The organism is Microbacterium sp. GbtcB4 (genome assembly GCF_019091465.1).
GTDB lineage: Bacteria > Actinomycetota > Actinomycetes > Actinomycetales > Microbacteriaceae > Microbacterium > Microbacterium paraoxydans.
Map to the genome: position 1 here is coordinate 251,853 of NZ_JAGXJJ010000003.1, position 24,511 is coordinate 276,363.

Annotated in this window: 27 protein-coding genes and 2 tRNA genes; 8 read left to right on the forward strand and 21 right to left on the reverse strand. The window is 70.2% G+C overall.

Features of this window, described 5'->3' with window-relative positions; translation table 11 throughout:
• Nucleotides 1–18 precede the first annotated feature (18 nt).
• From pstC to pstB, 3 genes are read left to right on the forward strand one after another with little or no spacing between them, the layout of a single operon-like run.
• Nucleotides 19–1,002 (forward strand): phosphate ABC transporter permease subunit PstC, encoded by a 984-nt coding sequence (gene pstC, locus KVS71_RS07150; protein ID WP_060923075.1) that lies wholly within the window; start codon nt 19–21, stop codon nt 1,000–1,002.
• A gap of 1 nt (nt 1,003) precedes the next feature.
• Nucleotides 1,004–2,101 carry a phosphate ABC transporter permease PstA gene (gene pstA / locus KVS71_RS07155; RefSeq protein WP_060923076.1) on the forward strand — a complete coding sequence of 366 codons (1,098 nt, stop codon included), beginning with the start codon at nt 1,004–1,006 and terminating at the stop codon, nt 2,099–2,101.
• 29 nt (nt 2,102–2,130) lie between these two features.
• The gene (pstB, locus tag KVS71_RS07160; RefSeq protein ID WP_025104291.1) at nt 2,131–2,910 is read left to right on the forward strand and encodes a phosphate ABC transporter ATP-binding protein PstB; all 780 of its coding nucleotides are present in this window, start codon (nt 2,131–2,133) and stop codon (nt 2,908–2,910) included.
• Between the two features lie 78 nt (nt 2,911–2,988).
• Here the strand turns inward: pstB and KVS71_RS07165 are convergent, their stop codons facing one another.
• The 5 genes from KVS71_RS07165 to KVS71_RS07185 form a co-directional block, all read right to left on the reverse strand.
• Nucleotides 2,989–3,873 carry an aminodeoxychorismate lyase gene (locus tag KVS71_RS07165; RefSeq protein ID WP_217584228.1) on the reverse strand — a complete coding sequence of 295 codons (885 nt, stop codon included), beginning with the start codon at nt 3,871–3,873 and terminating at the stop codon, nt 2,989–2,991.
• A gap of 171 nt (nt 3,874–4,044) precedes the next feature.
• Nucleotides 4,045–4,674, reverse strand: a complete 630-nt coding sequence (locus tag KVS71_RS07170) for a hypothetical protein (protein WP_060923078.1) — start codon at nt 4,672–4,674, stop codon at nt 4,045–4,047.
• 29 nt (nt 4,675–4,703) lie between these two features.
• Nucleotides 4,704–5,474: an anti-sigma factor gene (locus KVS71_RS07175; RefSeq protein ID WP_083370905.1), complete on the reverse strand. Its 771-nt coding sequence runs from the start codon at nt 5,472–5,474 to the stop codon at nt 4,704–4,706.
• Nucleotides 5,471–6,073 carry an ECF RNA polymerase sigma factor SigK gene (gene sigK, locus KVS71_RS07180; RefSeq protein WP_174521451.1) on the reverse strand — a complete coding sequence of 201 codons (603 nt, stop codon included), beginning with the start codon at nt 6,071–6,073 and terminating at the stop codon, nt 5,471–5,473. The genes KVS71_RS07175 and sigK overlap by 4 nt, the downstream gene beginning before the upstream one ends.
• A gap of 31 nt (nt 6,074–6,104) precedes the next feature.
• Nucleotides 6,105–7,817: a cytochrome c biogenesis protein DipZ gene (locus KVS71_RS07185; RefSeq protein WP_060922991.1), complete on the reverse strand. Its 1,713-nt coding sequence runs from the start codon at nt 7,815–7,817 to the stop codon at nt 6,105–6,107.
• A 167-nt stretch (nt 7,818–7,984) separates the two neighbouring features.
• Here KVS71_RS07185 and KVS71_RS07190 point away from each other — a divergent pair, with 167 nt between their 5' ends.
• Both KVS71_RS07190 and KVS71_RS07195 read left to right on the forward strand, forming a co-directional pair.
• A complete protein-coding gene (locus tag KVS71_RS07190; protein ID WP_105950821.1) occupies nt 7,985–8,644 on the forward strand; it encodes a fasciclin domain-containing protein in 660 nt (219 codons plus the stop codon).
• A gap of 135 nt (nt 8,645–8,779) precedes the next feature.
• Nucleotides 8,780–8,852 (forward strand) — tRNA-Lys (locus tag KVS71_RS07195).
• A gap of 8 nt (nt 8,853–8,860) precedes the next feature.
• Here the strand turns inward: KVS71_RS07195 and KVS71_RS07200 are convergent.
• A complete protein-coding gene (locus KVS71_RS07200; RefSeq protein ID WP_060922992.1) occupies nt 8,861–9,325 on the reverse strand; it encodes a hypothetical protein in 465 nt (154 codons plus the stop codon).
• Nucleotides 9,326–9,482: 157 nt separating this feature from the next.
• On the opposite strand from KVS71_RS07200, the gene KVS71_RS07205 reads away from it, so the two are divergent.
• Entirely contained in the window at nt 9,483–10,028 is a 546-nt protein-coding gene (locus KVS71_RS07205; RefSeq protein WP_060922993.1) for a type 1 glutamine amidotransferase domain-containing protein, read from the forward strand.
• Between the two features lie 3 nt (nt 10,029–10,031).
• Here the strand turns inward: KVS71_RS07205 and KVS71_RS07210 are convergent, their stop codons facing one another.
• The gene (locus KVS71_RS07210) at nt 10,032–10,550 is read right to left on the reverse strand and encodes a CGNR zinc finger domain-containing protein (protein WP_217584229.1); all 519 of its coding nucleotides are present in this window, start codon (nt 10,548–10,550) and stop codon (nt 10,032–10,034) included.
• A 25-nt stretch (nt 10,551–10,575) separates the two neighbouring features.
• Here KVS71_RS07210 and KVS71_RS07215 point away from each other — a divergent pair, with 25 nt between their 5' ends.
• The gene (locus KVS71_RS07215; protein WP_217584230.1) at nt 10,576–10,794 is read left to right on the forward strand and encodes a hypothetical protein; all 219 of its coding nucleotides are present in this window, start codon (nt 10,576–10,578) and stop codon (nt 10,792–10,794) included.
• On the opposite strand, the gene KVS71_RS07220 is transcribed toward KVS71_RS07215, so the two are convergent.
• The 12 genes from KVS71_RS07220 to KVS71_RS07275 form a co-directional block, all read right to left on the reverse strand.
• The gene (locus KVS71_RS07220; RefSeq protein ID WP_105950272.1) at nt 10,775–11,308 is read right to left on the reverse strand and encodes a DUF1697 domain-containing protein; all 534 of its coding nucleotides are present in this window, start codon (nt 11,306–11,308) and stop codon (nt 10,775–10,777) included. The genes KVS71_RS07215 and KVS71_RS07220 overlap by 20 nt on opposite strands.
• The gene (locus KVS71_RS07225; protein WP_217584231.1) at nt 11,305–11,886 is read right to left on the reverse strand and encodes an isochorismatase family protein; all 582 of its coding nucleotides are present in this window, start codon (nt 11,884–11,886) and stop codon (nt 11,305–11,307) included. Before KVS71_RS07225 ends, KVS71_RS07220 begins: the two co-directional genes overlap by 4 nt.
• 78 nt (nt 11,887–11,964) lie before the next feature.
• Nucleotides 11,965–12,037 (reverse strand) — tRNA-Thr (locus tag KVS71_RS07230).
• 69 nt (nt 12,038–12,106) lie between these two features.
• Nucleotides 12,107–13,660: an alpha/beta hydrolase gene (locus KVS71_RS07235; RefSeq protein WP_199787655.1), complete on the reverse strand. Its 1,554-nt coding sequence runs from the start codon at nt 13,658–13,660 to the stop codon at nt 12,107–12,109.
• Nucleotides 13,657–14,814 carry a DNA polymerase III subunit delta' gene (locus KVS71_RS07240; protein ID WP_217584232.1) on the reverse strand — a complete coding sequence of 386 codons (1,158 nt, stop codon included), beginning with the start codon at nt 14,812–14,814 and terminating at the stop codon, nt 13,657–13,659. The genes KVS71_RS07235 and KVS71_RS07240 overlap by 4 nt, the downstream gene beginning before the upstream one ends.
• An 87-nt stretch (nt 14,815–14,901) precedes the next feature.
• Nucleotides 14,902–15,531: a dTMP kinase gene (tmk, locus tag KVS71_RS07245; protein ID WP_105950275.1), complete on the reverse strand. Its 630-nt coding sequence runs from the start codon at nt 15,529–15,531 to the stop codon at nt 14,902–14,904.
• Nucleotides 15,528–18,404, reverse strand: coding sequence for a type I DNA topoisomerase (topA, locus tag KVS71_RS07250; protein ID WP_217584233.1), 2,877 nt, complete (start codon nt 18,402–18,404; stop codon nt 15,528–15,530). The genes tmk and topA overlap by 4 nt, the downstream gene beginning before the upstream one ends.
• Before the next feature lie 78 nt (nt 18,405–18,482).
• A complete protein-coding gene (locus tag KVS71_RS07255) occupies nt 18,483–18,815 on the reverse strand; it encodes an Rv3654c family TadE-like protein (protein ID WP_306663911.1) in 333 nt (110 codons plus the stop codon).
• Nucleotides 18,812–19,105, reverse strand: coding sequence for a TadE family type IV pilus minor pilin (locus KVS71_RS07260; RefSeq protein ID WP_217584271.1), 294 nt, complete (start codon nt 19,103–19,105; stop codon nt 18,812–18,814). Before KVS71_RS07260 ends, KVS71_RS07255 begins: the two co-directional genes overlap by 4 nt.
• Before the next feature lie 83 nt (nt 19,106–19,188).
• A complete protein-coding gene (locus KVS71_RS07265; RefSeq protein ID WP_105950277.1) occupies nt 19,189–19,395 on the reverse strand; it encodes a DUF4244 domain-containing protein in 207 nt (68 codons plus the stop codon).
• Between the two features lie 30 nt (nt 19,396–19,425).
• A complete protein-coding gene (locus KVS71_RS07270; protein WP_105950278.1) occupies nt 19,426–20,325 on the reverse strand; it encodes a type II secretion system F family protein in 900 nt (299 codons plus the stop codon).
• On the reverse strand, nt 20,319–21,323 hold the full coding sequence (locus KVS71_RS07275; protein WP_217584234.1) for a TadA family conjugal transfer-associated ATPase: 1,005 nt from the start codon (nt 21,321–21,323) through the stop codon (nt 20,319–20,321). The genes KVS71_RS07270 and KVS71_RS07275 overlap by 7 nt, the downstream gene beginning before the upstream one ends.
• A gap of 398 nt (nt 21,324–21,721) precedes the next feature.
• On the opposite strand from KVS71_RS07275, the gene acs reads away from it, so the two are divergent.
• Nucleotides 21,722–23,689 carry an acetate--CoA ligase gene (gene acs / locus KVS71_RS07280; RefSeq protein ID WP_217584235.1) on the forward strand — a complete coding sequence of 656 codons (1,968 nt, stop codon included), beginning with the start codon at nt 21,722–21,724 and terminating at the stop codon, nt 23,687–23,689.
• Nucleotides 23,690–23,788: 99 nt separating this feature from the next.
• Here acs and KVS71_RS07285 read toward each other — a convergent pair whose 3' ends face one another.
• Together KVS71_RS07285 and KVS71_RS07290 are read right to left on the reverse strand one after the other, a co-directional pair.
• Nucleotides 23,789–24,247 (reverse strand): RidA family protein, encoded by a 459-nt coding sequence (locus tag KVS71_RS07285; protein ID WP_105950280.1) that lies wholly within the window; start codon nt 24,245–24,247, stop codon nt 23,789–23,791.
• Entirely contained in the window at nt 24,244–24,468 is a 225-nt protein-coding gene (locus tag KVS71_RS07290) for a hypothetical protein (protein ID WP_060921874.1), read from the reverse strand. The genes KVS71_RS07285 and KVS71_RS07290 overlap by 4 nt, the downstream gene beginning before the upstream one ends.
• Nucleotides 24,469–24,511 lie beyond the last annotated feature (43 nt).

Genomic DNA, 24,511 nt, shown 5'->3' on the forward strand with positions numbered 1-24,511 from the left:
GCCCGAAACAGGGAGATCATGAGCACGACCGCGCAGGAGCCGACAACGGCACCGGCACCGACACCGGCGCCGCCCACACCGATCAAGGCCAAGCAGCGCCTCGGCGACCGGGTCTTCTCCGGCACCGCGCTGGCGGCCGGCATCATCATCCTGATCGTGCTGGCGCTCGTCGCTGCCTTCCTCATCATCCAGAGCCTGCCGGCGTTCCAGCTCGACACCACCGACAACCACATCCTCCGTGGCGAGTCGTTCTGGGTGTACGTCTGGCCGCTCGTCTTCGGCACCCTCTGGGCCTCGTTCATCGCCCTCCTGATCGCCGCCCCCATCGCCATCGGCATCGCGCTCTTCATCTCGCACTACGCCCACCGGCGGCTGGCGTCGTTCCTCGGCTACATCATCGACCTGCTCGCCGCGGTGCCCTCCGTGGTGTTCGGCCTCTGGGGCGGCCTCGTGCTCGCCCCCATGCTCCAGCCGATCTACGTGTGGCTCAACGAGAACGCCTCGTGGGTGCCGTTCTTCGGCGGTCAGGTCTCCGCGACGGGCAAGACCATCCTCACCGCCGCCCTCGTCCTCGCCGTGATGTGCATCCCGATCATGACCGCCATCTGCCGCGAGGTCTTCCTGCAGACCCCCAAGCTCCACGAGGAGGCGGCCCTCGCCCTCGGCTCCACGCGCTGGGAGATGGTCCGCATGGCCGTCCTCCCCTTCGCCCGCGGCGGCATGGTGTCGGCGGCGATGCTCGCCCTCGGCCGCGCGCTCGGCGAGACGATGGCCGTGACGATGGTGCTCTCCCCCTCGGCGGTCGTCAGCTTCCTCGTGCTCACCGCCACCAACCCCACGCCGATCCCCGCGAACATCGCGCTCGCCTTCCCGGAGGCGCACGGCACCGGCGTGAACACGCTGATCGCGACCGGCCTCATCCTCTTCGTCGTGACCTTCGCGGTCAACGCGCTGGCGCGCTGGATCGTCGCCCGCCGCGCCGAGTTCTCGGGAGCGAACTGACATGACCGCCCTCACCAGCGCTCCGCCCGCCGCGAGCACCACCGCCCTCACCTCCGGCCGCCTGCCGAAGTGGGCTCCGTGGGCCCTCCTCGGCGTCTCGTTCGTCGTGTCCGCCGCCGTCTTCGGTGTCGCCGCCGCCGGCTCCGACACCCCGCTCGCGGACTTCAACATCGCGGGCACCGTCATCGTCGGCATCCTGCTCTACATGGTGATCATCACGGTGATCTCCTCCATCGCCGAGAGCCGCCGCAAGGCCGTCGACCGCCTGATGACGGCCCTCGTCGCCACGGCCTTCCTCATCGCCCTGCTGCCGCTGATCTCGCTGCTGTGGACCGTGGTGGCGAACGGCCTCGAGCGCTTCGACGCCGAGTTCTTCACCTACTCGATGCGCAACGTCGTCGGCGACGGCGGCGGTATCGTGCACGCCATCTGGGGCACCGTCCTCATCACGCTCACGGCCACGATCATCTCGGTGCCGGTCGGTCTGATGACCTCGATCTACCTCGTCGAGTACGGCCGCGGCAAGATCGCCAAGGCCATCACGTTCTTCGTCGACGTGATGACGGGCATCCCCTCGATCGTCGCGGGTCTGTTCATCTACGCGGTGTTCGCCCTCCTGATCCGTCCCGGGATCTCGATGGGCTTCATGGGCGCGCTCGCCCTCGCCGTGCTGATGACCCCTGTCGTCGTGCGCGGCAGCGAGGAGCTGCTCCGGATCGTCCCCAACGAGCTGCGCGAGGCCTCCTACGCCCTGGGCGTGCCGAAGTGGCTCACGATCCTCAAGGTCGTCCTGCCCACCTCGATCGCCGGCATCATGACCTCGGTCATGCTCGCCATCTCCCGCGTGATCGGCGAGACCGCCCCGCTGCTGCTCACCGCCGGCTTCACGCAGAGCCTCAACACGAACATCTTCGACGGTCAGATGATGACCCTCCCGGTGTTCGCATACAACCAGTACATGAACCAGGGCACGAGCCCGGACGCCGCCGTCGCGCGCGCCTGGGCCGCCGCCCTCACCCTCATCCTCATCGTCATGGTGCTGAACCTGCTCGCCCGCCTGATCGCGAAGCTGTTCGCCCCGAAGGTCAACGGCCGCTGAGCGCCCGACCACTCAGAATAGGAATCCACGTGTCCAAGAGCATCGAAGTCAACGACCTCAACGTCTACTACGGCAACTTCCTCGCGGTCGAAGGCGTCTCCCTCGACATCCAGCCGCGCAGCGTCACGGCCTTCATCGGCCCGTCGGGCTGCGGCAAGTCCACCTTCCTCCGCACCCTCAACCGCATGCACGAGGTGATCCCCGGCGCCCGCGTGGAGGGTGAGGTGCTGCTCGACGGCAAGGACCTCTACGGTGCCGGCGTGGACCCGGTGCTCGTGCGTCGCCAGGTCGGCATGGTGTTCCAGCGGCCGAACCCGTTCCCCACGATGTCGATCAAGGAGAACGTGCTCGCCGGTGTGAAGCTCAACAACAAGCGCATGTCGAAGAGCGAGCAGGACGACCTCGTCGAGAAGTCCCTCACCGGCGCGAACCTGTGGAACGAGGTCAAGGACCGCCTCGACCGCCCGGGTTCCGGGCTCTCGGGCGGCCAGCAGCAGCGTCTCTGCATCGCCCGCGCGATCGCCGTCTCCCCGGAGGTGCTGCTGATGGACGAGCCGTGCTCCGCCCTCGACCCCATCTCGACCTACGCGATCGAGGAGCTGATCGGCGAGCTCAAGAACGAGTTCACCATCGTGATCGTGACGCACAACATGCAGCAGGCGAGCCGGGTCTCCGACAAGACCGCGTTCTTCAACATCGCCGGCACCGGCAAGCCCGGCAAGCTCATCGAGTACGACGACACCACGAGCATCTTCACGACCCCGTCGGTGCAGGCCACCGAGGACTACGTCTCCGGCCGCTTCGGCTGACCCGCACCCTTTCGACCTTCGGGCCCGGACGCCTCGCGTCCGGGCCCGTTCTCGTCTCCGTCCGTCCCGCCGGGGGGCTCAGTCGCGCGGGGAGAGGAGGTAGGTGTTGAGGTCGTCCGTGAGGGCGGTGTCGACGGGGACCGGCGTGCCGTCGATCCCGGTGATGGCGGTCGCGAGACGCACGCTCGACACGAGCCATGCGGCGTCAGCCTGCGTCAGATCGGTGGCGGGGATGCGGTCGTACCCGACCTCGAAGCCCCGCGCGAGAAGGTGGTCGTAGACGCTGAGCTGCGTGGTGCCGTGCAGGATCCCGCCGTTCGGGGCCGGCGTCGTGAAGCGGTCGCCGAAGCGCAGGATGAGGGAGGCCGTCGGAGCCTCCAGCACGAAGCCGTCGCTCGACAGGAAGATCGCGTCGTCGGCTCCGCGGCGCTTGGCCTCGCGCAGGGCCGCCATGTTCACCGCGTAGGACAGCGTCTTGGCTCCGAGCAGCAGCCAGGGCGCCCGTTCCGCGGCGCCGAGGTCGTATCCGCGGTCGAGGGTGACGACCTTGACGCCGTTCCGCCGTACCGCGGCGAAGTCCGCCGCCGGAGCCGCCGTGACCCACGCGGTCGGCGTCGGCCCGTGCTCGACGCCGCGGCTGAGGATCAGCTTGATGACCGACTCCCCCGCGCCGAGCTCTGCTGCGGCCTGCTGGATCGCCTGCCGCCACTGCTCCTGGTTCGGCACCGGGAGGTCGCAGAGTCGCGCCGAGTGCGCAAGACGTTCCAGATGCGGGACGACCTCCTGCGCATGTCCGTCGATCACGCCGATGGACTCGAACACGCCATCGCCCCGTTGCGTGCTCAGCTCGCCGACGCTGAGGGCGGGGGCCGCGGCGTCCACCTGCGTGAACGTGTCGGCGTAGTCGGCACGCTGCTCGTCGGCGGCGACGGGATCGATCATGAGGGCGAAGCGACGGGTCATGTCACCGAGCCTAGGCCGCCGGGAATACCCACCGCGTCCTCGCGTTACACTGGAGTGGCCGGGCCGCATAACCCCGGGCTCCAATTTTCGCCGCTGCGAGCGGCCTTCCGCCGAGAGGCGTTCTTGCGGCCCGGTCTTTCTCTGTCCGGATGATGTCCCGCCCGCTCGGACTCAGGCCAGGGCGCCCGTGCGCCACAGGGCCGCCGACGCCGCGAGGTCCTGGGCATAGCTGCTCAGTCGCAGCGCCCGCGTGGTGAGCTCGCTGGCCCGCGCGGGCTCCGTGGGCTCGTAGTCGTCGGCGGTGTGCGTCGCCCCCGAGGCCTGGACGCGGCAGAACGCCGCCGCGCGCTCCAGCGCCACGGCGAAGTCGCCGCGGAAGGCGCCGCGCAGGATCGTGTCGATGAGCGCGACGAGCTCGTCCGGGCTCGCCGGCACCGGCGCTCCGGCGACCACGGCGTCGGCCGAGGGCAGCTCGACCCGCCCGCGGTCATAGAGCAGGGCCGCGGTGCGCGGATCGCCGTGGATCGCGAGCTGGAGGACGTACAGCCGCCACAGCGACCCCGGGAGGGTGCGCGACGGCGCCTTGGACCACAGCTCCGCGATCTCGTCGATGCCGTGCTCGCTCGTGAAGGCGATCAGCCGCTCGACGCTCGCCCCGCTCTCGTCCTCGCGGACGCGGGTGAGCAGCGCGGAGGCGGTGGCGTGTGCGACGCGCGTCTCCTCGGCGGGATCATGGGCGCCGACGATGTTGTCGAAGGCGCTCGTCGGACGACGCACGGGGCGGTGGTGCTGCTCGGGCATCCCTCCAGGGTACGCCCCGCCTCCGACGCTCAGGCCGTCGGGATGACGATCACCGGGTCGGTCGTGGGGAGCCCGGACGGCGATCCGCCCTCCTGCTCGACCGTCACCGCGATGGCGTCGCCGGCCTGCATCTCGCCCTCGAGGAGCGCGGTGGCCTCCCCGCCGTCGACATCGAACACGCCGGCGGCGATCGGGTCCTCCCCGCGCACGAACCACAGCTCGTACGTCTTGCCGTCCGCGACCTCGGGCAGCCCGTCCGTGACGAGCACGGCCTTGCCGACCGAGCCCGACCAGTGCGCGGTGGCCGTCGCGCCGTCGTCGAGCTCGACCGTCGCCTTCTGCGCGTCGCCCGCGGATTCGATCTCCTGCAGCGCGACGACACTCGCCGGGCGGTTCAACTGGTCGTTCAGCGCGACCGCACCGATGCCGACGCCCACCAGGAGCGCGAGACACGCGGCGAGCGCGAACGCGAGCCGGGTCCAGCGGCGAGCCGGGCCGGGAGAGGCGGCGCCGGAGGCGGGGCTCTCGTCCGCGGAGCCGTCGGGCTCGGAGGCGGATGCGGATGCGGAGCCCTGCGGAGTCTGGGCGATCTGCGCGAGCAGGGCCGCACGGATGCCGGCGGGTGGGGCGACCGGGGCCACGCCGTCCGCGAGGAGAGCGGCCGTATCGGCGTCGGCGTCGTCCTGCGCCGCCCACTCCGGGTGCTCGGCGAGGGCACGGCGGTACCGACGCTCGTCGTCCGCCGAGAGCGCGTGGAGTGCGGCACCTGCCGCGAGCTCCGTGAAGTCCTTCTCGTTCATGCCGTCACCCCCATCGCCGTGCGGAGCCGGGTCAGCCCGTCTCTCATCCGTGTCTTGATCGTGCCCAGCGGTGCTCCCACGAGCGCCGCGATCTCGTTCTGACTGTAACCGCCGTAGTAGGCGAGGACGAGCGCCTCCCGCTGCGCCTCCGGAAGCCCGGTCAGCGCCGCGACGACCCGCTCTCCTTCGATCCCCAGCTCGACCCGTTCCGCCACGCTGTCGTGCGCGACGCCGAGGTCCTTGAATCCCGCGCGCACGTCCCGGTCCGCACTCGACTGCGAAGCCCGCACCCGATCCACGGCCCGGCGATGCGCGATGGTCATCACCCAGGTTCGTCCCTGTCCCTTGTTCGGAGCGAACCGGGAAGCGGATTGCCAGATCTCGAGGAAGACCTCCTGCAGCACTTCCTCGCTCTGCGCGCGGTTCACGAGCACGCGGAGGATGAGACCGAAGACGCGGGAGGAGAGGGAGTCGTACAGAGCCGCGAAGGCAGCCTGATCACCGGAGGCGACGCGGACGAGGAGGTCGGCGACAGCATCCTGCGGCGCCGTCCCGTCCTCGGGGACGTCCATCCCATCGATGACCATCTCCATAAGCATGCCGTATCTCCTCCCTCTTCCCGTGCAGACGTCACCCGAATGTGAACGAATACACCTCGACGCCGGTGGGGACCTCGAGCGTGAACGTGCCCTTCGCGATGTCGTCCTGCTCGAGCAGCCCGTAGGAGCGTGGCGTCCCGTCGATCCGGATCGTCTGCGCGTTCCCGTCGGCGTCGGTGACCACCACCTCCCCCGACCCCGCGACGACCATGCGCACCTCAGCCGCCCGATACTGCAACCGGATCCGCGCGTCGTCAGCGGTCGGCGTCACGTACTGGGTCTCCACCGTCCAGTCGCCGTCCAGGGCGAAGCTGTCGTCGGGCTGGTCGTCCGGGAAGCGGAAGCTGCCGTCTCCGCGACGGTACTCGTCGCCGCCGCCGTAGTTGACGTCCTTCGAGGAGCCGAGGAAGGTCTCCCGGGTCGTGGCTCCCACGTCCGGGGTCTCGTCCTTCACGTCCGTGGCGGCGGGGAGATCGACGTCGGGGTCGGCGTCCTGCAGCAGCTCCCGGATCATCGCCTCCGTCGCGGCGTAGTTGCCCTCGCCGAAGGAGATGTGGCGCACGGTCCCCTCCGCGTCGATGAGGTAGTGCGCGGGCCAGTAGCGGTTGCGGTAGTTGGTCCAGGTGGAGAGGGTGTTGTCGAGAGCGACGGGGTACTCGATGCCGAAGTCACGCGCGCCCGCCGAGACGTTCCCCGGATCCTTCTCGAACGCGTACTCGGGCGAGTGGATGCCGATCACCTGCAGTCCCGCGTCCCGGTAGGCCTCGTCCCAGGCCACGACGTGCGGGATGGAGCGCTGGCAGTTGATGCAGGAGTACGCCCAGAAGTCGATGAGGACCACCTGGCCGCGCAGGTCCTTCAGGTCGATCGCCTCCCCGTCCGGGGTGTTGAGCCACTGCTGGATCCCCTTGATGGAGGGCGCCGTCCCGCAGGACTCCAGCTCGGTCGCGCCGTTCGTGCACTTGTCGAGGTCCTTGTTCTCCTCGTTCACCAGGCCGCCGAGGTCGAGGGCGTCCTGCACCTGCTCGGAGTCGGCGATCTGCTCCTGCAGGGGCGCGGTGTAGTCCGGGAGCAGACGCTGCAGCGCCTGCGGCACGTTGAACACGAGACCAACGGCGAGGCCGATCATCGCCACGCCGGCGGCGATCCGGAGCGCCCGCTCCTTCGTCCGGAAGGCCCGGATGCGCTCGATGACACTGCGCCCCGCGAGCGCGAAGACCAGCAGGGGCACCGCGACGCCGATCGCGAAGGAGACGGTGAGGAGCACGGTGCCCACGCCGATCTGCCCCGTGGAGCCGGCGACGATGATGGCCGCGAGGACCGGGCCCGCGCACGGGACGAACACGGCCCCGAGGGCGAGGCCGACACCGAAGCCGTTGCCGCGGTTCTTCACCTCGCGCTGTCCGAAGCGCTGGAACGGCCGCTCCAGGATGTGCTGGAACCGCGGCACGATGAGTCCCACCCCGATGACGACCAGCACCGCGATGCCGACCCAGCGGATGATGTCCTGCGGCAGGTTCAGCAGGCCCAGCAGGAGCGAGCCGGCGAGCGTCACGAGCGTGAAGCTCAGCACGAGGCCGGCGATGACGAAGTAGGGGCGGCTGCGCTTCGCCGGCACCGCCTCCCCCTCGTAGGACGCCGACTGGGCACCGCCGGTGAGGAAGATCACCGGGAGCACGGGCAGGATGCACGGCGAGATGCCGGTGATGAGCCCGCCGAGCAGGCCGATGATGATCAGGTCCATGAGGTCCTCGTCTCTGTCGGGTGCTGTTCGCGCCGACCCCCCGCAGCGGATTGGATCGGATCCGATTTCGGAGAATCTCGAAATTCCTCCCATCCGATCCGGGGAGGCTTCCGAACAGCCCTCGACGCCACGGAGAGGCCGTGGCCGGAGTTTCGAAGGAGCTCGACATGTTCAGCACCAAGAAGAAGGTCACCGCAGCAGTCACCCTGGGTCTGGCGAGCGCATTCCTGCTCTCGGCATGTTCCATGGGCAGCGGAACGAGCACGGAGGAGTCGTCGGAGCCGACGACCCCGGAGTCGTCGGAGTCGACGCCGATGGAGATGGATCCCGCCGCGAACCTCGTCGGCCCCGGCTGCGAGGCCTACGCGGAGGAGGTCCCGGACGGCGCCGGTTCCATCCAGGGCATGTCCCAGGACCCGGTGGCGGTCGCCGCCTCGAACAACCCCATGCTGACGACGCTCGTGTCGGCGGTCAGCGGTGAGCTGAACCCCGACGTGAACCTCGTCGACACGCTCAACGGCGACGAGTTCACCGTGTTCGCCCCGGTCGACGACGCCTTCGCGAAGATCGACGCCGCGACCATCGAGACGCTGAAGACCGACAGCGACCTGCTGACCTCGATCCTCACGTACCACGTGGTCCCCGGCCAGATCGAGCCGTCCGACATCGAGGGCATGCACACCACCGTCCAGGGCGCCGACCTCGAGGTGACCGGCAGCGGTGACGAGTGGATGGTCAACGACGCCAACGTCATCTGCGGCGGCGTGCAGACCGCGAACGCGACCGTGTACCTCATCGACTCGGTCCTGATGCCCCCGGCTGAGTAAGCCAGGGATGGTGCCGGCGACCCGACCGGCACACGGCCTCCCCTGTTGTCAGGAGGGACACGGGGCAGGTGAAGGGGCCGTCGGCGGCTGTGGCGCCGACGGCCCCTCGTCGTGCGCCCCCTAGACTGGGAGCACGGGCCTCTAGCTCAGTTGGCAGAGCATCGGACTTTTAATCCGCGGGTCGTGGGTTCGAGCCCCACGGGGCCCACCGCATCCTCAGTCGTCGCCGCCGGCGTTCCCGGCGAGCAGGTCGTCGCGGATCCCGGCGACGCCGTCCGGCAGCGTCTCGCCGTGCATCACGAAGTCCGGGGCCTCGGGGCTCCCCCCGATGCCGCAGACGGCGACGTTGTCCTGACCGTCGATCGTCTCCGGGACGGCCACGAACCACACCGCCGACTCTTCCAGCCACTCCGTGGTCGCCATGTCGGCGAAGAACGTCGCATCCGGCGAGATCGAGCGGATCTTCTCGGTGCAGAGAGAGACGAGCTGCCCCTTCGCGAAGGCGCCGGCAGCCGGCGGCGCGGACGTCTCCGTGGGCGTCGGGGCCGTGGTCGGGACGGGCGAGGACGACGGCGTCTCCGAGGGGGTGGAGGTCACGGTCGGTGTCGGCTCCGGAGCCGGCGTGCAGCCGGCGAGGACGACCAGCACCGGCAGGAGGAGGAGAGCAGGGCGGAGGCGCATGTCTGGATCGTATCGAGTCGCCGATGCCATTCCCGCCAGCGCGGCCGCTCTGTATCACCGTCGTCCGCGGCTGGCCACCCCCTGGCGACGCCCGGAGCCCTGCGAGAGGGTCGAGGAGTCCCCGGAACAGGGCGACTTCCTACCGAAAGGACGGACCATGACTCTCACCGGAAACCGCGTGGCATTCCTGGCGACGGACGGCTTCGAGGACAGCGAGCTCACGAGCCCCTGGGAGGCGGTGACGACGGAGGGCGCGAGCGCCACACTCATCGCCCCGGACGGAGCAGCGATCACCGGGAAGAACGGCCACGAACAGGCCGTCGACCTGAAGGCCGCGGACGCCAGCGCCGACCAGTTCGACGCGCTCGTGCTGCCCGGCGGCGTGGTGAACGCGGATCACCTCCGGATGGATCACGCCTCCATCGACCTGGCACGTGCGTTCTTCGAGCAGCACAAGCCGGTGGGCGTCATCTGCCACGGCGCCTGGATCCTCATCGAGGCCGGCGTCGTCGACGGCCGGACGATCACGAGCTACCCGAGCCTGAAGACCGATCTCCGCAATGCCGGCGCGAGCTGGGTGGACGAGGAGGTCGTCGTCGACGAGGGGCTCGTGTCGAGCCGCACCCCCGATGACCTCCCGGCGTTCAACGCCAAGCTGGTCGAGGAGATCGGCGAGGGCAAGCACGCGGGACAGACCGCCTGACCATCAGCTCACGCGCGCCCGATGGCGCCGCACGGCCGCCCGGTTCGCGCACCTCACGGAGCAGAACCGCTGGCGGCCGTTGCGCGTCACGTCCGCGACGACGTTGGTGCACGGCGGCGCGTCGCAGCGCCCGAGTCGGTTCATCCCCCGGGTCACGAGGTGCAGCGCCGTGCCGAGGTTGATGATCGCGCGCAGCACGAAGGGCAGCGAGCGCACGTCGTCCCGGTAGTGCAGGTGCCAGCCCTCGTCATCGTGATTGGTGAGCCGCGGATAGGCGCCCGCGGTGGCGAGCTGATCGTTGAGCAGGGCGGCCCGCGCATCGGGGTCCGGTTCATCCACGATGGCCAGCCAGTCGTCGATCACGGCGCGCACCTGCGCGTGGTCGTCGGGGGCCGGCGGAAACGTCTGCGTCATCCCCAGCGCGAGCGTGCGTTCCTCGATCCCCGCGCGGTCCTCCGGCCAGTCGTTCGCGAGGGAGGCGGCGAGGAGCACCGCATACTCCCCGTAAGGGTTGAGATGCATAAGACCATTACATCACGCTGGTCCCATGGCCTCCTCCGACACCCTCCCGATCCCCCGTCTCACCTTCCCCGACGACACCCACGAGCACGCCTGGCTCGTGGAGTCGCGCCATCCCACGAGCGAGGGCGTCGTGCTGTACGTCCGGTGCCCGGACTGCGATTCTCGTCGGGTGGACCTCGCCCCGCATGCCCAGATGCCGCCGACCGCGCTGAGCCGGGCCGTGGTCACGCCGTCAGCGCGATGAGCTTCCGCACCGTGCGCAGGTTGCGCGCCGTGCCGGGAACCCCGAGCGCCCGGTCGAGCACGGCTTTCGAGAGCTTCGTCGTGTGCACCCCGCCGGGGGCGTAGTCGATCCACAGATCGTGTCCGACCAGGGCGAGGCGCTCCCCCGGCATCAGGCGCTCGTGCAGAGCCTCGAGAGCCCCGGGGGCGGGCTCACCCTCGAGGAACATCGCGTGCACGAGCTTCAGCTCCCCCTCCGGGAAGGGCTGGGCCGCTTCGGACTCGGCGAGCTCGGCGTGCGTGCGATGGATGACCGGTGTGTCGACACCGAACTCCGCCGCGATGAGCGCCCGGACCGTCGCGCAGGCCGCCGCGGGTTCTCGCGGCGTCGCGCAGAGGATGTTGCCGCTCGCGATGTAGGTGGAGACGTCCCCCAGGTCGGTCTCAGCGGCGAGCAGCTCGCGCAGCCGCATCATCGGCACACTGTTGCGTCCGCTGACGTTGACCGCGCGGAGGAGGAGGACGCTGCGACTCACGTCTCCGCGCTCTCCAGCAGTTCGGCACCGGCGTGTGCAAGCTCGGCGAGAGCAGCGGCACTGGGTTCGGGGGCGACCCCGGCGATCAGGTCGGTGAGCACACGGACGTGGACGCCGTGGGCGATCGCGTCGAGCGCAGAAGCCCGGACGCAGTGGTCCGTGGCGATGCCGACGACATCGGCCGTCACGACGCCGGCCGCACTCAGCACCGCGGCGACCGTCGCACCGTCGTCGGTCACCCCCTCGAACATCGAGTAGGCCGGGCGGCCCTGGCCCTTGCGCACGTGGTGGGTGACACGGTCGGTCACGAGCAACGGATCATACTCGGCTCCGGCCATGCCGGCGACGCAATGCACGGGCCAGGAGTCGGTGTAGTCCGGGGTCGTGGAGAAGTGGCCGCCGTTGTCGCCGTCGGCATCGTGCCAGTCCCGGGAGGCCACGATCACCTCGTAGTCGTCGGCGTGGGACGCGAGGTAGGCGGAGACGGCGGAGGCCACCGCGTCACCGCCCGGAACCGCGAGGGCACCACCCTCGGTGAAGTCGTTCTGCACGTCGACGATGAGAAGCGCTCTGCTCATGCTCCGAGAGTACGCCCCGCGGCCGGGCCCGGAGACGAGGAAACCCCCGGGACCACGAGGGTTCCGGGGGTTTTCCTGAGCCGCTTGTCAGAATCGAACTGACGACCTTTTCATTACGAGTGAAATGCTCTGCCGACTGAGCTAAAGCGGCGTGCGACGCGTGAGCGGCGCGATCACCGATATTACCCTGTCTCGCGCTCACTCGCGAATCGAGGCGCGATCACTCGCAGCGCAGGCCGTCTTCCGGCACCACGCCTTCGAGGAGGAAGGCCTCCACCGCCTCGTCCACGCAGACGTTGCCCTTGTTGTAACCGGTGTGGCCCTCGCCCACGCGGGTGATGAGGACGCCCTCGGAGAGCTGATCGGCGAGCGACTCCGACCACTCGTACGGGGTCGCGGGATCGTTGGTCGTGCCGACGACGACGATGGGCCCCGCGCCTTCCGCGGTGATCTTCTCGCGGGTCCCGGTGGGCGGATACGGCCACACCTCACACGGGTCCGGTCCGGACCAGTACGGGGCGATGGTCGGCGCCCCCTCCGCGATCTTCTTCTCGGTGGCCGCCTCGGCGGCAGGGTCGTCCTCGACCGGGTAGTCCATGCAGTTGTACGCGCGGAACGCCTCGGTCGAGTTGTCGATGTAGGTGCCGTTCTCCCGACCGTTGTAGAAGTCGGCGAGGCGGAAGGCCGTCGACGGGTCGCCCTGTAGCGCCTCGTCCAGGGCCTGGGTGAGGATCTCCCAGCTGTCCTCCGAGTACAGCGCCGCGATGATCGCCGTCATCAGGGCGTCGGCGCCCATGAGGCGGCCGTCCCCGTTCTTCAACGGCGTGCGGTCCGCGCTCGCCAGGAGCGCGCCGAGATCGGCCATCGCCTCATCGACCGTGCCGTTGAAGGGGCACGAGCCGGAGTCGAGGCAGTTCTGCATGTACGCCCGCAGCGCCGACTCGAAGCCGAGTGCCTGCGTGGCACCGACCTCGAGGCCGGGGACGGAGGGATCGATCGCCCCGTCGAGCACGAGCCGCCCGGCCTTCTCCGGGTAGAGCTTGGCGTAGGTCGCGCCCAGGAACGTGCCGTACGAGTACCCGAGGTAGTTGAGCTCCTTGTCGCCCAGGACGGCACGGAGGAGGTCCATGTCGCGGGCGGCGTTCACCGTCGTGATGTACGGGAGGATGCCCCCGCTGTTGGCGTCGCACGCCTCGCCGAAGGCGCGGGCTGAGTCGAGCAGCTCGGCCTCCCACTCCGGGGTGCCCCGCGACGCCGAAGGGATGCCGTAGAGATACTCGTCCATCTCCTTCGCGTCGTAGCAGGTGACGGCGGTGGAGGCGCCGACCCCGCGCGGGTCGAAGCCGATGACGTCGTAGTTCTCGATGAGCGCCGGACCCACCGCGTAGTCGAGGCTGCTCTGGATGAGGTCGACGCCGCTGGAACCGGGGCCACCGGGGTTCGTGAGCAGCGAGCCGATCGCCTCGCCCTCGGCGCGATGCCGCACGACGGCGAGCTCGATCTCTCCCGCTCCGGGGTCTTCCCAGTCGAGCGGCGCGGTGACGGTCGTGCAGTCGAAGCCTGGACCGCAGTCGGTCCAGTCCAGCCCCTGGGAGTAGAACGGCAGCAGATCTTCCGCGACACCCTCGGTGTCCGGGGTCTTCTCCACGGCCGGCTTCGAGGACTGCTCCGGGATCATGGCGTAGAGGCATCCGGAGAGCGCGACCGAGGCGGCAGCCAGGCCGGCGACGATGGCCGCGGTGCGACGGAGGCGGGAAAGGGATCGAGTCTTCACGGTTTCCTCCCGCTCGTGACGGTCACGAGCAAACTCTCGAGTGCGAGCAGCGGGGCGACGTTGCGCTCCAGCGCCTCACGGGTCTCGGCCAGGTGGTCGAGCACGACGAGCGTACGCTCCACGCTCCAGGCGCCGGCGAGGCCGGCCAGCTCGGGGCGCAGTTCGCGGTTGATGAGGTCGTCGCCGCGACCGTACTGCAGCATCACGACGTCGCGGAAGAGCGACTGCAGGTCGGTGAGGACCCGGTCGATGCCGTCCCGCAGACTCCGTGTCGCCCGCTTCTTCTGGTCGTCCTCCAGCGCGGACACCTGGGCTCGCAGCGCCGGAGGCACCGCCTGCCCCTCGGCGACCCCGACGGTGCGCAGGAGAGCGGCACGTTCCGCTGCGTCCCGCTCGGCGGTGAGCGCCTTGGCGTCCTCCGTCGCCGCCTGGATGATGCGGCCGGCGACCTCGACGGCGTCGTTGACTCCGCGCACCCCGATCACGGCGCGGAGTGTCTCGTCGCGGCGGCGACGTGCGGAATCGTCGGTGGCGAGACGCTGGGCCATGCCGATGTGACGCTGCGCGTGTCGGGCGGCCTGCTCGGCGACCGCCTCGTCCACTCCCGTGCGGAGACTGATGAGGCGGGACACGTCCGCCACGTCGGGTTCGCGAAGCCGGAGCGACCGCACGCGCGACCGGATCGTGGGGAGGAGGTCGGCCTCGCTGGGCGCACAGAGGATCCAGACGGTCTGCTCCGGCGGCTCCTCCAGCGCCTTGAGCAGCACGTTCGAGGTGCGCTCCACCATCCGGTCGGCATCTTCGACGACGATGACCCGATAGCGGCCGGCGGACGGGGCGAAGTAGGAGCGCTCGACGAGGGCGCGCGCTTCGGCGATGGTGATGATCACCTTGTCGGTGCGGAGCGCGGTCACGTCGGGGTGGGTACCGGCGAGGACCTGCCGCATCGTGGCCTCGTCGTCCGGCCCCTCGGCGATGAGCGCGGCGGCGAAGGCGTAGGCGAGGGTCGAGCGTCCGGAGCCCGGAGGGCCCGTGATCAGCCAGGCGTGCGAGAGCGCGGCGGGATCGGACGCGGCGGCGCGCAGCGTCTCGACGGCGGCCTCCTGCCCCCAGACGTCGGCCCAGGGAAAAGGCGGGGCGAGGGTCGAGGGCATGCACTCAGCCTAATCGCGACCGCCGACGCTCCCACCACCCGCCGGTGGACCGGGCATCCCGTCGGACGGGGCCTTCTCTGTGGAGGATCAGTCGAACAGTGCGGAGACGCGGGCGCGGATGCGATCAGCGATGTGTTCGGGCGACGCCGCAGCGTCGATCACGAGGAACCGAGCGGGCTCCGCGCGGGCCAGTTCGAGATAGGCGTCGCGCACACGGGCGTGGAAGGCCTCCTTCTCGGCCTCCAGCCGGTCGAACGGCTTGTCGGCCGAGTCGAGGCGCGTGCGCGCCGTGGCCGGATCGAGATCGAGGAGCACGGTGAGGTCCGGAAGAGCCCCTTCCGCGGCCCACAGCGACAGATCACGGATCTCCGTGGCGTCGAGGACGCGTCCGGCGCCTTGATATGCCACCGAGGAGTCGAGGTAGCGGTCCTGCAGCACGATCTCGCCGCGAGCGAGCGCGGGTCGGACGACCGTGGCGACGTGGTGTGCACGGTCAGCGGCGTAGAGCAGCGCCTCCGCACGCGGGGCGATGTCGCCGCGATGGTGGAGCACGATGTCGCGGATGAGCTGCCCGACCTCGGAACCACCCGGCTCCCGGGTGCGCACGACCGTCCGACCGCTCTGCTCCAGCCACGTGGCCAGGAGGTTCGACTGGGTGGTCTTCCCGGACCCGTCCCCGCCTTCCAGCGTGATCCAGAGGCCCGGGCCTGCGGTCACGAGTCCGCCTTCTCTGCGGCCTTCGCCGCCGCGTTCGCGGCCCGGGTCGCCGCCGCCTTCTTGGCCGCCGCCGAGCGGGCCGCCGAGGTGGTCGACGTCTTCGCCGCCGTGGACTTCTTCGCGGTGGAGGCCTTCGCCGGGGCCTTCTTCGCCGGCGCCTTCTTGGCGGGGGCCTTCTTGGCCGGAGCCTTCTTCGCCGCTCCGCGCTTGGGCGCGGGACCCTTCGCGCGCTTGTCCGCGAGCATCTGCACGGCGATCTCGAACGTGATGTCGTCCGGGGTCTGTCCGCGCGGGATGGTGACGTTCGTCTCGCCGTCGGTGACGTACGGTCCGAAGCGGCCGTCGCGCACGCGGATGGGCTTACCGCTCACCGGGTCGGCCTCGAACTCGGCCAGCGCGCTCGACGCCCGCCGGGCGCCGTACTTGGGCTGCTGGTAGATCTCCAGCGCCTGTTCCAGCGTGACGTCGAAGATCTGCGACTCGCTCTCCAGCGACCGGGAGTCGGCGCCCTTCTTCAGGTAGGGACCGAAGCGGCCGTTCTGCGCGGTGATCTCGTCCCCCGTCTCCGGGTCGACGCCGACCACGCGCGGCAGGCTCAGCAGCTGCAGCGCGGTGTCGAGATCGATCGTGTCCACCGACATCGAGCGGAACAGCGAGGCGGTGCGGGGCTTGGGCGCCGCTTCCTTCTTCGCGCCGCGCTTCCCCTTCGCGCTGGGTGCCTGAGCCTGCCGAAGGTCGACGACCTCACCCGTGGCCTCGTCGACGGCGGCATCGTCGGAGACCGGATCGTTCTCCTGCACGTAGGGACCGAAGCGTCCGTCCTTGACGACGACGACCTTGCCGTTCTCCGGGTTCACCCCGAGGACGCGGTCGCCGGCGACCGGCGCATCGATCAGCTCCTGGGCCTTCTCCGCCGTGAGCTCGTCAGGCGCGAGATCTTCGGGGACGTTGACGATCCGCGGCTTGGCCTCCGGATCCTTCGGGTCCGTCACCTCGAGGTAGGGGCCGTACTTGCCGAACCGGAGGGTCGCGGTGTCGGTGATCCGCGTCGAGTTCAGCGCCCGGGCGTCGATCTCCCCGAGGTTGTCGACGACCTGGCGAAGACCCACGTGCGAGTCGGAGCCGAAGTAGAACGACTTCAGCCATTCCACGCGGTTCTGCTCGCCGCGTGCGATGGTGTCGAGGTCGTCCTCGAGCGCCGCGGTGAAGTCGTAGTCGACGAGCTCGGCGAAGTGCTCTTCGAGCAGACGCACCACGCTGAACGCGAGCCACGTCGGCACGAGGGCCTGTCCGCGCTTGACCGCATACCCGCGATCGAGGATGGTCTCCGGGATCGTGGCGAAGGTAGACGGACGGCCGATGCCCTTCTCCTCGAGCACCTTCACCAGCGAGGCCTCGGTGTAGCGCGGCTTCGGCGTGGTGCGGTGCCCCTTCGCCTCCGCGGCGGACACCGCCAGCTCATCGCCGACGGAGACTGCGGGAAGGGACTGGTTCTCCGCGGCGTCGGCATCGCTGCGCTTCTCGTCGCGGCCCTCTTCGTAGGCCTCGAGGAAGCCCTTGAACGTGTACACCGTGCCGGAGGCGGTGAACTCCGCCGTCTGGCCGTCCGCCTCGACCGCGATGGTGACGGTCGTCGTCTCGTACTTGGCGTCCGACATCTGGCTCGCGACGGTGCGCTTCCAGATCAGGTCGTACAGCCGCTGCTCCTCGCGGTCGAGCTCGCCGGACAGCGAGGACGGCGTGCGGAAGTTCTCCCCCGAGGGGCGGATCGCCTCGTGCGCCTCCTGCGCGTTCTTGCTCTTCGACTTGTAGACGCGCGGCTTGAGGGGCACCGCGTTGTCGCCGTAGAGAGCCACGGCCTGACTCCGGGCCGCCTGCACCGCCTGGGTGCTCAGCGCCGTGGAGTCGGTACGCATATAGGTGATGTACCCCTTCTCGTAGAGGCGCTGGGCGACGCTCATCGCCTGCTTCGCGCTCATCGAGAGTTTGCGGCCCGCCTCCTGCTGCATGGTGGAGGTCGTGAAGGGCGCGTAGGGGCTGCGGGTTCCCGGCTTGGCCTCGACCTTGGTGACGGTTCCCGCCCCCGCGGCGTCGACGGCGCGCGCAAGGGCTGCCGCCTTCGCCTCGTCGAGGACCACGACCGCCTTCTTGAGCTTCCCGGTGTCGTCGAAGTCGGAGCCTCGGGCGAGCTGGCCGCCGTCCACGCGCACCAGGCGGATGCGGAAGGACGTGCCGGTCGCGGCCGCGTCGGCATCGACGTCCCAGTACTCCGCAGAGACGAACGCCATGCGCTCACGCTCGCGGTCGACGATCAGGCGGGTCGCGGCGGACTGCACCCGGCCGGCCGAGATCCCGGTCTTGACCTTGTACCAGAGCACGGGCGAGACATCCCACCCGTAGAGGCGGTCGAGGATGCGCCGGGTCTCCTGCGCGTCGACGAGGGCGTGGTCGAGTTCACGGGTGTTGCCGACGGCGGCCTGGATCGCGTCCTTGGTGATCTCATGGAAGACCATGCGCTTGACCGGCACCTTGGGCTTGAGCGTCTCCAGCAGGTGCCAGGCGATCGCCTCGCCCTCGCGGTCCTCATCAGTGGCGAGCAGGACCTCATCGGCGTGCTTGAGCGCGCGCTTGAGCTCGGCGACCGTCTTGGTCTTGCGGTCCGAGACCACGTAGTAGGGGTCGAAACCGTTGTCGATGTCGATGGAGTACTTGCCGTACGCCTTCTTGTCCTCGGCCGGGATGTCCTTCTTGTCGGCGAGATCGCGGATGTGCCCGACGGAGCTGAGCACCTCGTAGCCGTCGCCGAGGTATCCCTGAATAGACCGCATCTTCGTCGGGGACTCGACGATGACGAGCTTCTTGCCTTCAGCCAAGGGGCGTCCTTTCTTCGAAGCACACCATACACACCGCTATCAGGGGTCGTTCACAGCGGGCGAGGGGTAGAGCCGCCGTCATGGTTCCTCGGGTGGCCCGGCACGAGCGCGGGAGACGGCAGCGAGTCCAGCGTACGCCGCCTCAACGGACACGGTCGCCACATACCCTTCCAGCGAACAGCTCATCAGGGCCGCCCCGCCCGCCGCGGCGACCCTGGCGGCCAGCGCACAAGGCTCGTCGGCCGTCGGCACCGCGCCGCTCGCGGCATCCGCGGCGGCGAGCGCGGCGGCGTCGGCGGCGCCCGCCGCACGCTGTGCTGTGACCGCCGCACCGCCCACCGCCGCAAGACCGACGGACAGCGTGGCGCTCACCACGAGGAGCGCGGCCGCCAGCGCCGAGCCCGCCATCATCGGCCCCCGTCCAGCGCACAGCTCGAGGCGCGCAGCGGAACGCTGATGACCGCTCCGAAGGAGACCCGGAGCGTCGTCGTGGCGCACACGAGGTCGCCCGCAGGGGCGAACGCGGCACCGGCGCCCGGGATCGCCTCGTGGACGACCCGGGCTGCCGCCGCCGGGTCCTCGCCGCGGCCGAGCAGCCGTGCGGCGTCGGCGGCCGCATCCTGCAGCGCAACCTGCCTCGACGCCGCCACGAGAGCACCCGCCCCGAGCAGCAGCACCAGCACGATGGCCGGCAGCGCCAGGGCGAGCTCCGCCGCGACGGCGCCACGGTCACCCCGTCACCGCCGGTGTGCCGGGGTCGCATCGGCATCGGGTACGCCGCCCGTCATGAGACGGTCAGAGCTCGACGGACGAGGCCGGTGAGGATTCCCCGCACCTCGTCCGAGCGCATGATCGCCACGAGCAGACCGGCGAAGGCGACCGCGGCCATGGTGGTGATGGCGTACTCAGCGGTCGCTGCGCCGGTGTCGTCTCCGAAGAGAGCCCGGGCGCGGCGCCGGTCCAGGGTGGGCAGGGTGTCGTTCATCTTCATACCTCTTTTCTTTGGGTGATCACGGAAGGGTCAAGTCGGCAGGGGCGTGGAGGCGAGCACACTGAGCAGGAGGGGCGCCACACCGAGCAGGAGGAACGCAGGCAGCGTGCAGACGCCGAGCGGAAGCAGCAGCCGCGTGGAGAGGCGCGCGGCACGAAGACGCCCCTGGACCCTCGCACGATGCCGGTCCTGTGCCGCCGCCGCGCGCAGCAGCTCCACGGCGGGGACGCCGGCTGCACGGGAGAGCTCGAGCACCTGGCCGACGCGGTCGCGCTCGGCGGGATCGACGACTCCGGTCTCGGTGACGAGCGCGACGGCGCGGTCGATCGGTGCACCACCCGTGAGCGCGACCGCGACGAGCTCCGCCGTCATGCCCGGCGTCCCCGACTCGGGACGCGCACGGCGCAGTAGTCGTCTCGTCCACAGTCGGGCGATCACGACCAGCAGGAGGCCGGCGACGACGCACGCACCCCCGAGGGGGTTACCGATGATCGCGCCCAGGGTGTCGAAGCCCAGCGCCACGCCGAGCAGCAGGCCGGCCAGCGGCATCCAGAGCAGCAGTCGCGCCGTGCCCGCCGGCTCGGCCAGGGCCACCCGGACGTCGTCCGCCGCCGACGCGGCATCGCGCAGCGCCTCGGCGATGGTGCGGAGCACGTCGGCCAGCGGCGCTCCCACCGTCGTGGCGACCTCCCACGCCGCCGCCAGCTCCGTCCACATGCCACCCTGCGCCTCGATCGCCGCGACCAGGGGCACCCCCTCATCCGTTCGTTCCAGCACCGCCGTCGCGGACGGGTCTCCTGTGCCCGCGAGATGCCGCCAGGCGACGAGGGGGATCGCCCCGGCCTGCAGGAGCACCGCGAGCGTCTGGACGGAATCGGCGACATGCGGACCGGCCGCCGACGCCGGACGCGGCACACGGAGCGTCACCACGGTTCGACCTCCTCGATCGCCAGACGGTCGCCTGCGAGCACGAGACGACCGGCCTTCGCGATGCGTCGCGCCCCGGCCGGAGTGCGCTCCAGGTGCAGCACGATGGTGAAGGCGCTCACCGCCTGACGCGCGAGGGCCACCGCATCCATGCCGGCGAGCGCGCCCAGAGCCTCCAAGCGCGCGGGCACGTCCGCCAGACCGCTGGCGTGCAGGGTGCCCGCACCGCCGTCGTGCCCGGTGTTGAGCGCGGTGAGCAGCTCGCGCACCTCCTCCCCTCGGCACTCGCCCACCACCAGACGGTCGGGCCGCATGCGCAGGGACTCCCGCACCAATCGCGCCAGATCGATCTCCCCGGCGCCTTCGAGATTGGCCTGGCGAGCCTCCAGAGCCACATGGTGCGGGTGCCGGGGCCTCAGCTCCGCGACGTCTTCGATGGTGACGATGCGCTCATCGGGCGCGACCTCCGACAGCAGAGCCGACAGCAGCGTCGTCTTGCCGGAGCCCGTTCCCCCGGTGAGCAGGAGGTTCGCCCGGTCGCGGACGAGCGCGCCGAGCCAGCGCCTCTGCCGCGCATCGAAGGCCCCGCGCGCCGCGAGCGCATCGAGGTCGGCCGCGTGTACGCGAGGGACGCGGATCGACACGGCTGTGCCCAATGCCGACACCGGAGCCAAGGCGGCGTGCACCCTGACGCCGGAGCCGAGCCGCACATCGACGCACGGCGTCTGATCGTCGAGGTGTCGCCCTCCGATCGCGACGAGCGCCACGGCGAGTTCGCGGACCTCGCGTTCCGTGGCCCGCCAGTCCGGCACGCGTTCCGCCCCGCTCCCTCTATCCACGAACAGCGCGTCCGCGCCGTTCAGGAACACGTCCGTCACCTCGTCGTCGATGAACGGCACGAGCGGGGCGAACGCCGGCTCACTCCGGAGCGCCTCCTGCGGAGCGCGCGATGCGGCACGACTCCCGGAAGGGCGAGGGCGGATGACGAATCGATCAGGCATACGGCGAAGGTAGGCCGCGGCTGTGCGCGTCGCCCGCGCGGGGCACATGTTCCGTCGGACCCTGTGCACAACCAGACGCCACCCGCGGCGGTGCAGGAGCCGACCGCGGCGGACGAGGAGGCGGGAGCGCTCCCATGAGAAAGGGCGGCACCTCACGGGGGGAATGAGATGCCGCCCACGGCGGCTCTCGATCGGGGGAATCGGGCACGCCAAGGCCGGAATGAGATTTCGGCTGTCGTCGAGTGTACGCAAGGCGACCGTCCTGACAAAACCCACTCGACTACCGACTTTCGGCAGTATTCGAGGGTCAGGGGCGGGGATAGATTCACCCTGACCTGGTCGCACTCCCCCTGCGGCCATGCCTGCACGACCCGAACGCCGCAAAGGAGCGCCTGCCGATGAGCAGTCAGATCGATCACCTTCTCGACGAGACCCGGCGCTTCGCGCCGTCGGAGGAGTTCGCCGCCCAATCCGTCGCCTCGCAGGAGCTCTACGAGCGCGCCGCCGCGGACCGCGAGGGCTTCTGGGCCGACCAGTCGCGCGAGCTCGTCCACTGGCACAAGCCCTTCACGCAGGTCCTCGACTGGAGCAATCCGCCCTTCGCCAAGTGGTTCGACGACGGAGAGCTCAACGTGGCGTACAACTGCCTCGACCGGCACGTCGAGGCCGGCAACGGCGACCGCGTCGCACTCTTCTGGGAGGGTGAGCCCGGCGACAGCCGCCGCATCACCTATGCCGAGCTGACGGACGAGGTCAAGCGCGTCGCGAACGTGCTCGACGAGCTCGGCATCGGTCAGGGCGACCGCGTCGCGATCTACCTGCCGATGATCCCCGAGGCGATCGCCGCGATGCTCGCCGTGGCGCGCGTCGGCGCCATCCACTCGGTCGTCTTCGGTGGTTTCAGCGCGGACAGCCTCCGCTCCCGGATCGACGACGCCGGCGCCAAGCTCGTGATCACGGCGGACGGCGGGTACCGCAAGGGCCGCGTCTCCCCCCTGAAGCCGGCCGTCGACCAGGCACTGGCCGACCGCGGCGAGGGCGAGCAGCAGACCGTCGAGCACGTGCTCGTCGTCAAGCGCGGCGAGAACGAGGTGGAGTGGACCGAGGGCCGTGACCTGTGGTGGCACGACGTCGTCCCCGCCGCCTCCTCCGACCACACCGCCCAGGCGTTCCCCGCCGAGAACCCCCTCTTCATCCTGTACACCTCGGGCACGACGGGGAAGCCGAAGGGCATCCTGCACACCTCCGGCGGCTACCTCACCCAGGCGGCGTACTCGCACAAGAACGTCTTCGACCTGAAGCCGGAGACCGACGTCTACTGGTGCACCGCCGACATCGGCTGGATCACCGGACACAGCTACGTCACCTACGGACCGCTGGCGAACGGCGCCACCCAGGTGCTGTACGAGGGCACGCCGGACACTCCGCACCCCGGCCGCTGGTGGGAACTCATCGAGAAGTACAAGGTCTCGATCTTCTACACGGCCCCGACCGCGATCCGCTCGTTCATGAAGATCGGTCGCAGCGTCCCGCAGAAGTTCGACCTGTCCTCGCTGCGCGTGCTCGGCTCGGTGGGCGAGCCCATCAACCCTGAGGCCTGGATGTGGTACCGCGAGGTCATCGGCGCCGGCTCGACGCCGATCGTCGACACGTGGTGGCAGACCGAGACCGGCGCGATCATGGTGTCGGCGCTCCCCGGGATCACCGCCACGAAGCCCGGCTCGGCGCAGGTGCCCCTGCCCGGTATCTCGATCGATGTGGTCGATGAACAGGGCGTCGAGGTCGGCAACGGCAACGGCGGCCTCCTCGTGATCACCGAACCCTGGCCGAGCATGCTGCGTGGCATCTGGGGCGACCCGGAGCGTTTCCGCGAGACGTACTGGGAGAAGTTCGAGAAGCAGGGCTACTACTTCGCCGGCGACGGGGCCCGCCTCGACGAGGACGGCGACCTCTGGCTGCTCGGCCGGGTCGACGACGTCATGAACGTCTCCGGCCACCGGCTGTCGACCGCGGAGATCGAGTCCTCCCTCGTCGCGCACGAGGCCACGGCGGAAGCCGCCGTCGTCGGCGCCTCGGACGAGACCACGGGTCAGGCGGTCGTCGCGTTCGTGATCATCAAGGAGAGCTACCTCTCGGCGCACGACCCGGCGGGACTCGCCCAGCAGCTGCGGCTCTGGGTGGGCGAGCAGATCGGCGCGATCGCCCGTCCGCGCGACGTCTACATCGTCGGCGAGCTGCCGAAGACCCGTTCCGGCAAGATCATGCGGCGTCTGCTCCGCGACGTGGCGGAGGGTCGCGAGGTCGGCGACACGACGACGCTCGCCGACACCGCCGTGATGAGCATCATCTCCGCCCAGGTCAAGTAACGCGAGACCCCGGGTTCACGTCGAGACCCCCTGCTGCAGGCGTCTGCAACAGGGGGTCTCGGCGCGTACCCGGGGTCTCGGCGAGCCGGGGCACGGGAACTATGCGAGGCGGAAGGTGACCTCGACCTCGACGGGGCTGCCGAGCGGGAGCTCCGCGACGCCGACCGCGGCGCGGGCGTGCCGGCCCTCCTCGCCGAAGATCTCGCCGAGCACCTCGCTCGCGCCGTTGATGACGGCGGGCTGTCCTGTGAAGCCCTCCGCCGAGCCGACGAACCCGCCGACGCGGACCACACCGGCGATCCGATCGACACCGCCTGCGACATCGGCAGCCGCAGCGAGCGCGTTCAGGGCGCAGGTCCGGGCGAACGCCTTGGCGTCCTCCGCAGAGACCTCCGCACCGACCTTGCCGGTCGCCGGGAGGGCGCCGTCGACGAACGGGAGCTGGCCAGACGTGTAGACGAGGCCACCGTGCACGACGGCCGGCACGTAGGCGGCGACCGGGGCGGCGACGGCGGGCAGCTCGATGCCGAGCTCGGAGAGTCGGGCGGCGACGCTCATGCCTGGCCCCCTTCGAACTGGCGGGAGGCCTCGGCGGCGGCGGCGAGCCCGGCGTTGGCCGAGCCGTCCGTGGTCACCGGGCGCTTGAAGTAGGCGACCAGACCGCCTTCGGGGCCCTGCACCACCTGCACGAGCTCCCAGCCCTGCTTGCCCCAGTTGTTGAGGATGGCCGCGGTGTTGTGGATCAGCAGCGGCGTGGTGAGGTACTCCCACGTGGTCATGGCACTCCTGTCGATCAGGGCGCGTCCAGGGCAGACCGGGCCG